Origin of the sequence: uncultured Coprobacter sp. (genome assembly GCF_947855755.1) — a bacterium.
In the GTDB taxonomy this organism is placed as follows: domain Bacteria; phylum Bacteroidota; class Bacteroidia; order Bacteroidales; family Coprobacteraceae; genus Coprobacter.
The window spans coordinates 177,493-191,127 of record NZ_CANUAR010000002.1 but is presented as its reverse complement, the minus strand read 5'-3'; the positions used below and the strand labels follow the sequence as shown (position 1 = coordinate 191,127).

The following is a 13,635-nucleotide window of genomic DNA, read 5'->3' as shown; positions in this document are numbered from 1 at the left end:
AGCAAAGAGCTTTTACAAAAATACAACATTCCTTTTCAATAAAGAAAATTTTCTGTAATAAAATGGATAAGTCGTGTGTGCTAAAAATATAAAATATCATGGATGATCAGTTATGTCTCATGAGATTTACTCTTTATATTTTATCCATTTTATAATTTCTGTATAACTCGTTTTTTTTCCGTACATGAGAATTCCTATTCGATAGATTCTGCCGGATATCCATATACTACATAATGCTGAAATACCTAATATTAGGAAAGATACTATTATTTCCCATAGAGGTATGCCGAAAGGGATTCTCACCATCATGACGATGGGGGAGGTAAAAGGTATCATAGAGCACCAGAAGGCTAAAGGTCCTTCAGGATTTTGGGCACTATATATTCCTGCATAAAGAGCAAATAATATAATTATTGTAATTGGTGTCATAAATTGTTGAGTGTCTGCTTCGTTATCGACTGCCGAACCTATGGCCGCGAACAAAGAAGCATATAGCATATATCCTCCGCTAAAGAAAAGAGTAAACCATATCAGAAGTTCCGCGAAAGGATAATTTTGCATTTGGTTCAAAGATTCTATATTATCGGTCGCTGTGCCAAGAGACAGTTGGGAGGTAGTCGAAAGTAAAATTATGACAGATAGAATAAGCCAAATTACGAATTGAGTGAGGCCGGCTAATCCGATCGCTGTGATTTTTCCCATCATCAGTTCGAATGGTTTTACAGAAGAGATCATAACTTCAACGATGCGATTGCTTTTTTCTTGAGTTACGCTTTGCATGACTTGTACACCGTAAAGAAGCAAAAACATGTATATGATGAACGTGCAGGCTATTCCGATGACAGACGATATTTCAGTAGAATAACGATTCTTTGTCTCGTTTTCTCCGAATCTGATTTCCGGAATGTCGAGTTTAATTTGCAAATCGGCAATTATTTCCTGAATATTCGGTATTTGACAAGATTCCAATTTTTCGTTTTCGAGATAACGTTCGGCTTGCAGCGTGATATATTCTTTAAAGTTTTGACTGATCTGTTTTTCTGAATAGATAGCTATGGCTTTAGGATTTTGCAGCAGGTTGTCCGAAATGATTATGTAGGCATATACTTTTTCTGCATTGTCCGTTGGTTCACCGGTCATCCGATAATAGAATCGATATTGAGAAGTATCGGTAAACAAGTTTTTATATGATCCGGTATAATCCAATACGATTATATCATGAGTTTCGGTATCGTTTATTTTTGACATCCAATGAGGAAATGACATTAATGCGACAAATAAAAAAGGCATTAATAAAGTCATTGCAATAAATGACCGTTTTCTTACCCGGTTTAGATACTCTTGACGTATAATCAGATGCATTTTGTTCATACCGTTTAGATTTTAGAACGTTTTTTCTCTTTCGACCGTATTGATAAATATTTCGTTCATAGAGGGTAGTATCTCTTCAAATGCGGTTAACGAAAACTTTTCGGCAAGTTGAACTATCAGATCATTTATCGGAATATCATCTGTTTTTTTGAGGATGATTTCTGTTCCGTTAAAACTCTCTTTCTCAGAAATCAGTATATAACGATTATCGAAACGAGGAAATTTCCCGGAAGAAATCTTTACCCTGAAAAGGTCCTTTTTATATTGTTCCCGAATTTTGAATACTTCTCCTTGCAATACGACTTGAGAGCGATTTATGAGTGTTATTTCATCGCATAATTCTTCGACCGAACTCATATTATGAGTAGAAAAGATAATAGTTGCTCCCCCTTTTTTCAGTTCAAGGATTTCTTGTTTCAGTAATTCCGTATTTATCGGATCGAATCCGCTGAAAGGTTCGTCGAATATCAATAAACGGGGTTCATGAATTACCGTTGTTATAAACTGTATCTTTTGCTGCATCCCTTTCGAAAGTTCTTCAATTCGGTATTTTTCCCAACGGTCTATTTCAAATCGGGTGAGCCATTTTTTCATTCGTCTTTTGGCTTCATTGCGGGCGACACCTTTTAACTGAGCTAAATAGACAATATGTTCTCCGACTTTCATCTTTTTATATAATCCTCGTTCTTCAGGCAGGTAACCTATGTGTTTTACATCTTCTGCATTTAGAGGATGGTTATCGAATAATACAGTTCCGCTATCAGGGGCTGTAATATGGTTGATGATTCGGATGAAAGTGGTTTTCCCTGCACCATTAGGTCCGAGAATTCCGTATATGCTGTTTTCCGATATTTGTACGGAAACGCAGTTCAAAGCCCTGTGCCCCTCATATTCTTTGATGATGTCGAGAGTGTCTATAAGATACATTGTCTATTTTATTTAGGACTGACGATACGCTCGCCTAATTGTTTTGCCAAAGCCGCTTTCAATGCGTACAGTCCGTTTAGTTCAGACATGAGTTGAGTCGTTCGTTCCGGATTTTTCTCTTTAGCCGTTTTTTTGATTTCTTCTCGGATATGTTTTATGTTCAGGGATGTAATGGCATCCTTTAGTTCGAATAATGCACGAGGAATCAGATCTGCTAACTTTTCTTCTTCGCTTTCTATGGTCTGGAATTTTGTGTGTATTTTACTCAATTGATACTTTTCACTTACTAAATCGACGGCCAGACGACTGATTTCCTCATCGGGGTGAGCTAAAAAATAACGGGTCAAATGTTCTCCTTCTTGTTCGAATATGTGGTTGATTTCTGCTATTATTTTTTTATACAACGGATGTTGAAATTCTATTTCATCGTTTTGCAGATCAGCGAGAATATAGGGAATTACTTTCCACGTTTCTGTTTCTCCTGTCTCTTCATTTATTTCGGAAAATAAGTCATGAAATCCGTATCGTATCATATATCTCACCAAAGTCTTTTCGAATGGATCAAGAGGAGAGGGGGCTCTTTTCTCTTGTAAAATTCCTTGAGGAATACTCTCTGTTTCCGTTGATGTTCCCGTATCATCGTTCTGGGCACTTTCTGTCTGAGAATTTTGTTTGTCGGCAGAAGTCTCCGATAACGTTTTTTTGTTAGGCAGAGTTCCGTTTTGCAGTTGGTTCAGTTTTATTTTATTGATTTCGCGGAGCAGTACCTCTTCGCTGATCTCCATGAGACGACTGCATTCTTTGGTATATACCGAACGTACGATAGTATCGGGAATAATAGCAATACTTTGTACGATGTCCGATATTAATTCTGCCCGTTTAATAGGATCATTTCCTGCACTGTCTAATAATAAGTTAGTCTTAAAACGGATAAAATCGACTTCATGATTTTTGATATATTCCGTAAAAGATGAAGCACTTTGCTTTTTAGCGAAGGAGTCGGGATCATCTCCATCAGGAAGAAGTACGACTTTGATATTCATCCCCTCTTTCAAAATGAGGTCTATTCCCCTTAAAGAGGCCTTTATCCCAGCAGCATCACCATCATAGATAACCGTAATATTATTTGTGAAACGGTGAATCAGTCTGATCTGGCCCGGAGTAAGAGATGTCCCTGAAGAAGCCACTACATTTTCTACTCCGGCCTGATGCATTGATAAAACATCAGTATAACCTTCTACTAAAAAACAGTTGTCATTTTTTACGATAGACTGTTTTGCTTGGTAGATGCCGTAAAGCACATTGCTCTTATGGTAAACTTCCGATTCCGGAGAATTAACGTATTTGGCTAATTTATCGCTTTTCTTTAATACCCGTCCTCCGAAAGCAAGGACCTTTCCGGATAGACTGAATACCGGAAAAATTACTCTACCTCGGAAACGATCGCTTATGTAACCGTTTTGACCTTCCAGACAAAGCCCGGTTTTCAATAAATACTCTTCTTTATACCCTCTTTTTTTTGCTTCAATAGCAAGTGCGTCTCGTTGCTCGAGAGAGTAACCTAATGCAAATTTGTGAATAATATCGTCTCTAAATCCTCGTTCATGGAAATAGGCAAGCCCGACCGAACGGCCTTCGGAATGTTGGAATAATATATTACTGAAATATTCTTGAGCGAAAGAATTAACGATGAGCATGCTTTCCCGGTCGCTTTTTATCTGTTTCTCTTCATCGCTGAGCTCTCGCTCTTCTATTTCGATATTATATTTTTTTGCCAGATATTTCAGGGCTTCATAATAGGAGAGTTGTTCGTGTTCCATGATAAAATGTACCGCACTACCTCCTTTTCCGCAACTGAAGCATTTACAGATACCTTTAGAAGGAGAGACACTGAAAGATGGAGTTTTTTCATCATGAAACGGACATAACCCGACATAATTGACGCCGCGTTTACGCAATGTGACAAAATCGGAAACAACTTCCAGAATATTTGCACTGTCTATTATTTTATCGACAGTTGCCTGATCTATCATGTGTTCGAGTTTTTAGTGTGGCGAAGATAACTATTTATTATAAGGGTTGCAAAACAAAATTTGTAAAAACCGATAGACTCGAATCCTCTTTTATGATTCTAATTTAACGGAAAATTTTAGAACAATCGTTTTCATCGGATTGTTATAATTTAAGGCCTGCCTGAAGATATGATTTCTGTATCGTAAAATTTAGACAGGCTTTTAATAGATTCTGATGTTTTATTTAAACAAATAAGTATGAAATTACGGACTATTTTTCGCATGATCGCGTTATCGACATTGTTTTCTTTTGCGTATATCGTTTCGATAAAGGCTTGTACCAGAGCTGTCTATTTAGGTGAGGGAGGAATGGTTGTTACCGGAAGAACGATGGATTGGAAAGAAGATCCTCAGTCGAATATTTATCTTTTTCCGAGAGGATTGCAAAAGCGGGCGGCTCTTCCCGGAAATAAAAATACCGTAACTTGGACATCGAAGTATGGGAGTGTATCTACTGCGGGGTATGATATAGGGATATGTGACGGGATGAATGAAAAAGGTTTGGTTGCCAATCTGCTTTTTTTGACAGAATCGTCTTATTATAGGCCGGATGATAATCGTCCGGTAATGGGAATTAGTATTTGGACTCAATATGTATTGGATAATTTTGCTACGGTCGAAGAGGCTGTTGCCGGACTAAAAGATGATGCTTTCAGAATCGATGCTCCCGATTTGCCGAACGGAGCAAAATCTACGTTACATTTATCTGTATCTGATGCTACGGGAAATAGTGCGATCTTTGAATACATACAAGGACGACTGATTATTCATGAAGGGAAAGATTGTCAGGTGATGACTAATTCTCCTACTTATGATCAACAGATGACGCTAAATGATTATTGGAAACAGATAGGTGGGATGGTAATGTTGCCGGGAACAAATCGAGCTTCCGACCGATTTGTCAGAGCTTCATTCTATATCAATGTTATTCCTAAAACGTCAGATTTTAAATTAGCTGTTCCCGGAGTATTTAGTGTTATGCGTAATGTATCCGTACCTTTAGGAATATCTGTTCCCGATCAGCCGAATATTGCATCTACCCGTTGGCGTACGGTTTCGGATCAAAAAAATAAAGTTTATTATTTCGAGTCGACACTTAATCCCGATGTATTTTGGATCGACTTTAAAGATCTTGATTTTAGTGTGGGTGCACCGATAAAAAAGCTTTGGCTTACTAATGGAGAGATTTATGCGGGAAATGCTGCAGAACAGTTTAAAAACTCATTGCCGCTTCAATTTTTATTTGGAATTTAGAGACTGTTTCAATTTGCTTGGGTCTGGTCTGATAATTTCTTTTTAGGCTGTTTTTTGTTTTTATGAGGATGATAGCGGGTGCTATCCGATGAATGAAAACAGACAGAAAGAAAACACAAAGAAGACTTGACCCGATTACTTTACTTGAGATGATACGAAATTTTTTTTGAGTTTTGAAAATTAAAACCGAGTCATGACCTCAAGAACGATTTTATCTTGTTCCGATTCTTTAGGTATTCCGGAAGCTGAATAAAAATATTTTTCATAATTCAGTCTAATATCTGCGACGAACGGTTTTCCGATGCTGAATGTAAGTCCACCCGTTACTCGTTGTCTTTTATAATCATTTATTTTTAGTTTACCGGTTTCTTCGTCGGCATATCCGTCGCTGTGGTCGGTCATAAAATCATAGCGGGCGAGGAAAGACATACTTTTAAAAATTCGGGGCAGTGGTAATTCGTAACTCACAAAACTATTCATGGCATGAACATCCTTAAAAGCATTTTGCTCATATTGTTTATATAAATATTCACCCTCGATCAAGAATCTTTTATATCGGTATGAAAGACCGGCATCATACATATGAATACGGATCGACTCCGGTTTGATGGTTTGTGTACTGAATTCGATATTCAATCCTTTTATAAAAAGGAGTTGAGCCTTGACGGAATAGTTCATTTCTTTGCGCCATTCTTTCTGGTTAGTTAACCCTGTTCCATTAAAAATTCCGGCTTCAATGATGAACGGGAAAACTTCTTTCAATTGATAGCATACCGTCGCACCTACGTCTCTGACATTCCCTACCTGTTTGGCAATAAAAGAACGGTTGGCGAAATATTGTTGGTGGGGAGAACGATGTGCATCGATTGTGAAAGGTACTCGCATTTGCCCGATTGTGAAATTGAGGCTTTTAATAGGAAATAATCTGGTATAGGCATCCAGCATTTTAATGCTGCCTTCGTCCGATAAATCTATTTCTGCTTTGTAAGCGACAGACGGGTGAACGTTTCCCGTCAGGCTGAACCGAGCATTTCTCACTTCGAAACGACCGGCATTAATTTCCGGTTGATATTCATACTTTGCCCGAATCGTTCCATGAATTTCAGGAATATAATCTGTTTTTTCCATTTTCTTTTTTTCGAGCTTTATACCGTCTTCATTCGTCTCGTTTTGTCCTGTTCCTCGAAAGGGAATTAAAAGCACGAAAAGTAATATTATAGCTTGTTTCATTATTATTAAAGTAAACAGATGTATATATTGAAAATTTTTGCAAAAGAAACTTTATAATGTGACAAATATATTACAAATATATGATAATATTATGAAGTACGACAGTTGTTTCAAATTTGTGTCGAAGATATTTAAATGTTTTAAAATTGTTATTTTGTGAGAATTTGAAAAAATTGTTTAGCCTTTTGTCCGAGGTGGGATACAAATGTTTTGTGATTTTCTATAAAATTCAAATGAATTTCTTGGATTAAAATATAATTAATGTTAATATCTTTGTTTTTATGTCGAAAAATTATGTTTTAAAACATGTTTGTTTGTACATTTGCAATGTGTTTTTCATGGTATTTAGATTTAAGGTTAACGAAGATTGGTTGTCGAGATGACAACCATTTCTTTTATTACTATTTTTGTATAAAAAGAATCGGAGAAAGAATCAAAATAAGCAGGCTGTTTATTTCATTGAAAAAATCATTTTTATTTTTTGTAGAAAATTTGTAGAACTGATTAGTGATCAGAATACCCGGAGTTTTTACCCGAAATGTCTCTTTTTTGACGAAAAGAGTGGAATAATTGTTGAAAAGCTCCGATAAGAAGATTTGTCTATTGTAAAAACTTAGAGTTACCTGTATTTTTACTTCAAAAAAATTTACGACAGGCTCTAAGAATTATATTCGATAAATCTTAATTATATATGAAAAAAAATGTTTTTCTCATCTGTTCGTTGATACTATCAGGTATAGTATCGGCACAAACAATTTTGAAACCAGAGATTCCGGAAATTCGGTTTTCAGTGATCGATTATGGGGCGTCGGCATCAGCTATAGATAATACTGTTGCAATTCAGAAGACAATAGATATTTGTAGTGCTGCCGGAGGAGGATCGGTAATTATTCCGGCAGGAACGTTTATGTGTGGCCCTATTGTAATGAAAAGCAATATAAATCTTGTTTTGGATGATGGATGTATTTTAAAAGCTCTTCCTTATGGGAAAGGGAACGGCATTGTTGAAGGAAGTTATCCGAATAATGGCAAACCGGATCGTTATGCTCATCTTATTTCGGGTAAACGAGTTCAAAATATTAAAGTAAGTGGAAAAGGTATAATCGAAGGTGACGGAAGTGCATGGTGGACAGCTTTTAGGGCGAATAGGTCTATAAAGAGGGGTTGTCTGATTCGTTTCGATAATTGTAAGAATGTAGAAATAAGCGGTATCCGATTACAGAATGCACCGAATGTACATATAACGTTGGGGCGAGGAAGTTCGGATATAACAGTGAGGGATATTACGATTGAAGCTCCGGATGAAGCCCCCAACAGCGATGGAATTGATGTGTGGGCTCCGAACGTTTTGATCTATAATTGTAATATCACTTGTGGAGATGATAATATTGCAATGGATTCAGGAACAAAGAATATCACGATCCGAAAATGTAATTTTGGAAATGGACACGGATGTTCTATCGGAAGTTATACTACCGGTATCGAAAATGTTCTGGTAGATAGTTGTTCTTTTAAAAATACCGAATCAGCTATCCGGATGAAAAGCAATCGTTCGAGAGGGGGTGGAGAGAAGAATATCACATATTCGAATATTACTATTGATAATGTAAGAAAACCTATATTTATTACGAGTTATTACCCGAAGACTCCGAAAGATGTTACAGAAGATTCGGCTGAAGAGGTCTCAGCCACAACACCTTCATGGAGTAATATTTTTTTACGTAATATAGAAATATATAATTGTGAGTATGCCGGTATTATATGGGGTGTGCCGGAACTTCCTATTCGAAACGTTGTATTCGATAATGTAAAAATTCGGGCAACGAAGGGTATGGAAATAAATTATGCTTCAAATGTTTCTTTTATTAACGGCTCTTCAATATCTGTAAAAAAAGGAGATGCTGTAAAAGTTTATGAATCTGCTCCGGAAGGAATCGATTTTAGTTCGGGTAAACCTGTGAGTAAATAATTTTGTTTGAAAATATCGATAAAAAAGGATGTAATACCCGATTATTACATCCTTTTTATTTCTATCTATTACAAACTCTCTTCTAATATGATTAAGGTAATAAATGTGATACCGATAATAGTCATTATAATAGTACCTGCTACCTTTTTTAACTTGTCGAATTGAGGATTTCTGTATCCCCATTCATCATATTTCGAGAATCTGGATATTAATTTTTTCATTGTTATCAATCTTTTTTACTATAATGGTTAGAGATAATTTGATAACAATTTTTTCTCAGAAAAGGTTGTATGGTTAAAGCCTATTTTATATAGAATTAAAACAAGGTACGATTTATTTACCTATATAACTATGCCCGTATTGTTCTGAAGATTTTTTATTGATAAAATTGATAAATAACTGATTTATCTCAGAGTTATCGCCTTGATTTTGAACGAAGCAGAAATCTCTTTCGATTGCGAAATCTTGAAAATCGATAATTCTGAATTCTCCGTTCATCAGTTCTTTACTGACCGAATAAATAGAGAGTAACCCGACACAATCCGAATGTCTTAAAAATGATTTTATTCCTTCTGTCGACCCCATGTGCATAAGTACGTTAAGGGAAGAATATTTTATACCGTATTTTTGCAAATTTTCTTCTATAAATTGCGTTGTGCCAGATGTATGCTCTCTAAGTATTAGTGGTAGTTCTTTGATTTTAGAAAGAGGAAACGGGCTGTCTCCCCAACGGGCTACGTTTCTTACAATCGCAACTATTTCGTCTTTCAGAAATGGCGAATATTTTAAATATGGCTTTCTCGAAGGTCCTTCAATCAGTCCGATGTCAATCTTTTGTGCATGTAGCATATTTTCTATTTCAAGAGTATTATGCATCTGTAGATCGAGAGATATATCTGGATATTCTTGACAAAATTGAGCTAAAAATGCCGGAAGAATATATTGTGCGATCGTTAGGCTTGCTCCGATATGTATTTGTCCCACCTCTTTATTATTTAACTGATGCATTTTGTAATTTAGCTTACTGTATTCAGATAGAATGGTATCGCAATGTTTTAGTAAAATAATTCCGGCTGCCGTTAGTGCAATTTTGTTTCCGATACGGTCGAATAACCGAGTATTGTAAACTGCTTCTAATTCGCGGATGTGCTTGGTTACAGCAGGTTGTGAAATTTGTAGTTCTTGGGCAGCTTTGGTAAAACTAAGATTCCATGCGACGCGTTGGAATACTTTCAATCGAAAATCATACATATCGGACATAATTACATTAAATAAGGTGTTAAATATTTAGTGAGTAGGTAACCTCCTCCTAATAACCATAAAAATAATATTGAAGCTAATATAAAAGGCTTCAATCCGGCTTTTCTGAATTTTTCTATACTGGTTTCTGCCCCGAGAGCAGTCATTGCCATAGTTAATAAAAAGGTATCTAATCCATTAATGAAATCGATAAATGGTTCGGGTAGTAAATTAAACGAATTGAAGCCTATAACGGCTAAAAATCCGAAGGCGAACCATGGAACAGCAACTTTGGATGATCGGTTTGGGTTGTGTGCGTCTATCCCGACACGTCTCCTGATTTTTGCAATTGCTCTTGACATTGAATAACTTATAAACAGTAAAACCGGAACGAGCATGATGACACGTATCATCTTGACGATAATGGCAGAATCAGAAATTTCTTTCCCCATCGAATTTCCAGCTCCGGCGACATGGGCAACCTCGTGTAAAGTTGATCCTGTATAAATTCCCATCTGTTCAGGTGTAAGATTTATAACTCCATGATTATACAATGCCGGATACAGAAACATCGAGATAGTCCCGAAGATGACGACCGTAGAAACAGCGACAGCCGTTTTATATGGTTTGCTTTTTAGAGTAGCTTCTGCACCTAATACTGCGGCTGCCCCGCATATCCCACTGCCGACTGATGTTAAAAGGGCGATACCTCGATCTATTTTTAGAAGTTTTCCGATATAAATACCTCCGTAAATAGTTACGGTAACGATAATTGCATCGATGATAATTGCCGGAAGCCCTACTTCGATGATATTTTGAAATGTGAGTCTGAAACCGTATAGAATGATACCCAATCTGAGAAGACGCTTAGAGCTGAATAAAATACCGGGAACCCATGTCTCAGGTAACTGATTACGTAAACTGTTGGCATAAAGCATGCCTAAGATAATACCTATGATTAGCGGACTGAGTGAAAGTTTTTGGATAAACGGCATATCTCCTATATAAAATGCTGCACACGAAAAGAGTGCGATCAATAAGACTCCATGTAACATACTGCCTTTTTTTTCACTTAATTTCATTTTTTCTTCGATTTTTGATTTGTTAGACAGGTGCAAATGAATAAAGTTTTATTGAAATAACAGATATACATCCGTTTATCTTGAATAACTTTTTGTTATAGCTTTAAATGTTGGAAACTTTTAGATCCTTTTATAGAATGCTAAGATAAAGATTTTGAAGAATAACGAAAACTATATCGATAACTTTTATTTATTATTGGAAAATTCTTCTTACTTCGTTTTCGAGAAAAATATTAAACAGTATTTTTTTTACAGTTTTTCTGATTTCTCGATATGTCGGTTTAGAAAGTGATATTTTCTGAATTTTAGCGGATCGAAGAATATAAAAAAGACCTGAATCAAGTAAAATCAGGTCTTTTTTTATAGCAGTTATAGTAAGTCGTCGATATAAAAAACTCAGACTTGCGTAAACTAAGGACTCACAAGTGAATGAAGTTTTTAAGATCTTGGACGAGCTTCTTTTACGATCATAGTACGGCCTTCGAATTCAGAACCGTTCAATTCTTCGATAGCTTGTTTCGCTTGGGCGTCGTTGTTCATTTCAATAAAAGCAAAACCTTTTGATTTACCGGTTTCGCGGTCTTTGATAATTTTTACGGATTCAACAGCGCCGTATTCTTCAATCACTTGTTGCAAGTCTGCTTCCTTAACACGATAGTTAAGGTTTCCAATGTAAATGTTCATAAAAATAAAAAAATAAATTAGTGAAAAAATTTGAACAGTTGCGGGTCTGGAAAATAAAGCTTGTAGTCATGCAATAAGTTACATGAGCGATTCACTAAATAGTGCAAACCAACTCTTATTCGATTACAAAGGAAAATATAAATTTCGGATATGCAAGCAATTCGTCTTTAATTTTTTGAAATACTTCATTTTATCTGTGAATTATGCTTTTACTGAAAACTTTTTGTTACAAAATTGTAAAAGAAGTTTGATTATCGGAAGAATACAGTTACTTTTGCGCTGCCAAAATGTACACGATATTATTTGATAACAGTGTAAAGTATCGCACGTTTTAGCGATATGGCAAGATTAAAAAGTAAATTTTAATAATAATAATTCGTTAGGAATGAACGTTTCACAACAAAACATTGACAAAGTATCTGCTGTAATCAAAATTGAGATTACAAAAGCTGATTATCAAGAAAAAGTTGACAAAGCTTTACGCGCTTATCGTCAGAAAGCAAATATTCCGGGATTCCGTAAAGGTATGGTTCCGATGGGGATGATACAGAAAATGTTCGGAAAATCGGTATTGGCTGAAGAATTCAATAAACTCGTTTCTGAATCATTATTTAACTATATTCGTGAGAATAAACTCAATGTTTTGGGTGAACCTATGCCGGTTGCAGATCAGCCTGAAATTAATTTTGACGGGCAAGAAGATTTTACGGTTTCGTTTGATGTGGCTTTAGCTCCTGAAATTTCTGTGAATCTGTCTAAAGAGGATTGTGTGGATTATTATAATGTGACGGTTGACGATACAATGGTCGAAAAACAATGTGAGGCATTGGCAAACCGTTTCGGTACACAAGAACCGGTGGAAGTTGCTGGGGAAAAGGATATGATTCGCGGGAAATTTATAGAGTTGGATGAAGCTGGAAATGTCAAAGACGGTGGAATCGTTGTAGAATCGGGAATTATTTCTCCTAATTATTTCAAAAATGAAGATGAGAAATCAAAGTTTGCCGGTGCAAAAGTAGGTCAAAAAGTCATCTTCAACCCGGCAAAATCATGTGATAATAATGAGGTAGAATTGGCTTCGATGCTTCATATCAAAAAAGAAGAAGCGGCGAATATGAAATCTGATTTTGAAGTAGAAGTTACTAGTATTCTCGGATTTAAACCGGCAGAAATGGGGCAGGAGCTTTTCGATAATGCATTTGGTAAAGATGTCGTAAAGACAGAAGAGGAATACAAAGCGAAAGTGCGTGAGATGATCGAAAATCAAATGAAACCGGAGAGTGATTACAAATTCGGTCTTGATGCACGTAAAGTCTTAGAGAATAAAGTCGGAGATATACAGTTGCCGGATGCTTTGTTAAAGCGTTGGTTAGTGACTACTGGAGAGAAACGTACAGCCGAATCGGTAGAGGAAGAATATCCCAAAATGGTTCCTGATTTGAAATGGCAGTTGATTAAAGAACAAATCGTTAAAGATTTCAATATAAAAGTTGAAGATGCCGACATTTTGGATATGGCACGTAAAGTTACTCGTGTGCAATTTGCTCAGTACGGAATGATGAATGTACCTGACGATTTGCTCGACAAATATGCGACCGATATGTTGAAAGATAAAAAGATGGTTAGTAACGTTGCAGAACGTGCGACAGAAGAGAAAATCATTGCGACTATTAAAGGTGCTGTAACTTTGAATGAAATCGCTGTTTCTGCTGATGAATTTTATAAAATGTTCGAGACAAAATAGGTTGAATAAAGTATGATGAGAACCCGCCCGCCATCAGACGTGGCGGGTTTCTTTTATGTTGGT

The 13,635-nt window shown here is 36.2% G+C and carries 11 protein-coding genes; 3 read left to right on the top strand and 8 right to left on the bottom strand.

Going from position 1 to position 13,635, the window contains the following annotated elements; genetic code table 11:
- Positions 1–126: 126 nt before the first annotated feature.
- Genes Q0093_RS02450 through dnaG form a run of 3 tightly spaced genes read right to left on the bottom strand, consistent with a single transcriptional unit; the run spans position 127 to position 4,331 of the window.
- The gene (locus Q0093_RS02450; RefSeq protein WP_297928319.1) at positions 127–1,371 is read right to left on the bottom strand and encodes an ABC transporter permease; all 1,245 of its coding nucleotides are present in this window, start codon (positions 1,369–1,371) and stop codon (positions 127–129) included.
- A gap of 12 nt (positions 1,372–1,383) precedes the next feature.
- The gene (locus Q0093_RS02445) at positions 1,384–2,298 is read right to left on the bottom strand and encodes an ABC transporter ATP-binding protein (protein WP_297928318.1); all 915 of its coding nucleotides are present in this window, start codon (positions 2,296–2,298) and stop codon (positions 1,384–1,386) included.
- A gap of 8 nt (positions 2,299–2,306) precedes the next feature.
- Positions 2,307–4,331: a DNA primase gene (dnaG, locus tag Q0093_RS02440; RefSeq protein ID WP_297928317.1), complete on the bottom strand. Its 2,025-nt coding sequence runs from the start codon at positions 4,329–4,331 to the stop codon at positions 2,307–2,309.
- A gap of 261 nt (positions 4,332–4,592) precedes the next feature.
- On the opposite strand from dnaG, the gene Q0093_RS02435 reads away from it, so the two are divergent.
- Complete coding sequence (locus Q0093_RS02435) at positions 4,593–5,624, top strand: linear amide C-N hydrolase (RefSeq protein WP_297928355.1); 1,032 nt, start codon at positions 4,593–4,595, stop codon at positions 5,622–5,624.
- 180 nt (positions 5,625–5,804) lie between these two features.
- Here the strand turns inward: Q0093_RS02435 and Q0093_RS02430 are convergent, their stop codons facing one another.
- A complete protein-coding gene (locus Q0093_RS02430; RefSeq protein ID WP_294176135.1) occupies positions 5,805–6,854 on the bottom strand; it encodes a porin in 1,050 nt (349 codons plus the stop codon).
- Positions 6,855–7,545: 691 nt separating this feature from the next.
- Between Q0093_RS02430 and Q0093_RS02425 the strand changes: the two genes are divergently transcribed.
- Entirely contained in the window at positions 7,546–8,823 is a 1,278-nt protein-coding gene (locus tag Q0093_RS02425) for a glycosyl hydrolase family 28 protein (protein ID WP_297928316.1), read from the top strand.
- A 68-nt stretch (positions 8,824–8,891) separates the two neighbouring features.
- Here the strand turns inward: Q0093_RS02425 and Q0093_RS02420 are convergent, their stop codons facing one another.
- From Q0093_RS02420 to Q0093_RS02405, 4 genes are all read right to left on the bottom strand, one after another.
- Entirely contained in the window at positions 8,892–9,044 is a 153-nt protein-coding gene (locus Q0093_RS02420; RefSeq protein ID WP_009319402.1) for a hypothetical protein, read from the bottom strand.
- Between the two features lie 112 nt (positions 9,045–9,156).
- Entirely contained in the window at positions 9,157–10,074 is a 918-nt protein-coding gene (locus tag Q0093_RS02415; protein WP_297928354.1) for a LysR family transcriptional regulator, read from the bottom strand.
- Between the two features lie 11 nt (positions 10,075–10,085).
- The gene (locus Q0093_RS02410) at positions 10,086–11,117 is read right to left on the bottom strand and encodes a YeiH family protein (protein ID WP_294176230.1); all 1,032 of its coding nucleotides are present in this window, start codon (positions 11,115–11,117) and stop codon (positions 10,086–10,088) included.
- Positions 11,118–11,582: 465 nt separating this feature from the next.
- Positions 11,583–11,828: an RNA-binding protein gene (locus Q0093_RS02405; RefSeq protein WP_009319405.1), complete on the bottom strand. Its 246-nt coding sequence runs from the start codon at positions 11,826–11,828 to the stop codon at positions 11,583–11,585.
- Positions 11,829–12,213: 385 nt separating this feature from the next.
- Between Q0093_RS02405 and tig the strand changes: the two genes are divergently transcribed.
- Positions 12,214–13,572 carry a trigger factor gene (tig, locus tag Q0093_RS02400; protein WP_297928315.1) on the top strand — a complete coding sequence of 453 codons (1,359 nt, stop codon included), beginning with the start codon at positions 12,214–12,216 and terminating at the stop codon, positions 13,570–13,572.
- Positions 13,573–13,635: the final 63 nt, after the last annotated feature.

Coding starts and splice junctions, on each gene's coding strand:
- Q0093_RS02450 (WP_297928319.1), bottom strand. CDS start 1,371: ATGAACAAAATGCATCTGATTATACGTCAAGAGTATCTAAACCGGGTA.
- Q0093_RS02445 (WP_297928318.1), bottom strand. CDS start 2,298: ATGTATCTTATAGACACTCTCGACATCATCAAAGAATATGAGGGGCAC.
- dnaG (WP_297928317.1), bottom strand. CDS start 4,331: ATGATAGATCAGGCAACTGTCGATAAAATAATAGACAGTGCAAATATT.
- Q0093_RS02435 (WP_297928355.1), top strand. CDS start 4,593: ATGATCGCGTTATCGACATTGTTTTCTTTTGCGTATATCGTTTCGATA.
- Q0093_RS02430 (WP_294176135.1), bottom strand. CDS start 6,854: ATGAAACAAGCTATAATATTACTTTTCGTGCTTTTAATTCCCTTTCGA.
- Q0093_RS02425 (WP_297928316.1), top strand. CDS start 7,546: ATGAAAAAAAATGTTTTTCTCATCTGTTCGTTGATACTATCAGGTATA.
- Q0093_RS02420 (WP_009319402.1), bottom strand. CDS start 9,044: ATGAAAAAATTAATATCCAGATTCTCGAAATATGATGAATGGGGATAC.
- Q0093_RS02415 (WP_297928354.1), bottom strand. CDS start 10,074: ATGTATGATTTTCGATTGAAAGTATTCCAACGCGTCGCATGGAATCTT.
- Q0093_RS02410 (WP_294176230.1), bottom strand. CDS start 11,117: ATGTTACATGGAGTCTTATTGATCGCACTCTTTTCGTGTGCAGCATTT.
- Q0093_RS02405 (WP_009319405.1), bottom strand. CDS start 11,828: ATGAACATTTACATTGGAAACCTTAACTATCGTGTTAAGGAAGCAGAC.
- tig (WP_297928315.1), top strand. CDS start 12,214: ATGAACGTTTCACAACAAAACATTGACAAAGTATCTGCTGTAATCAAA.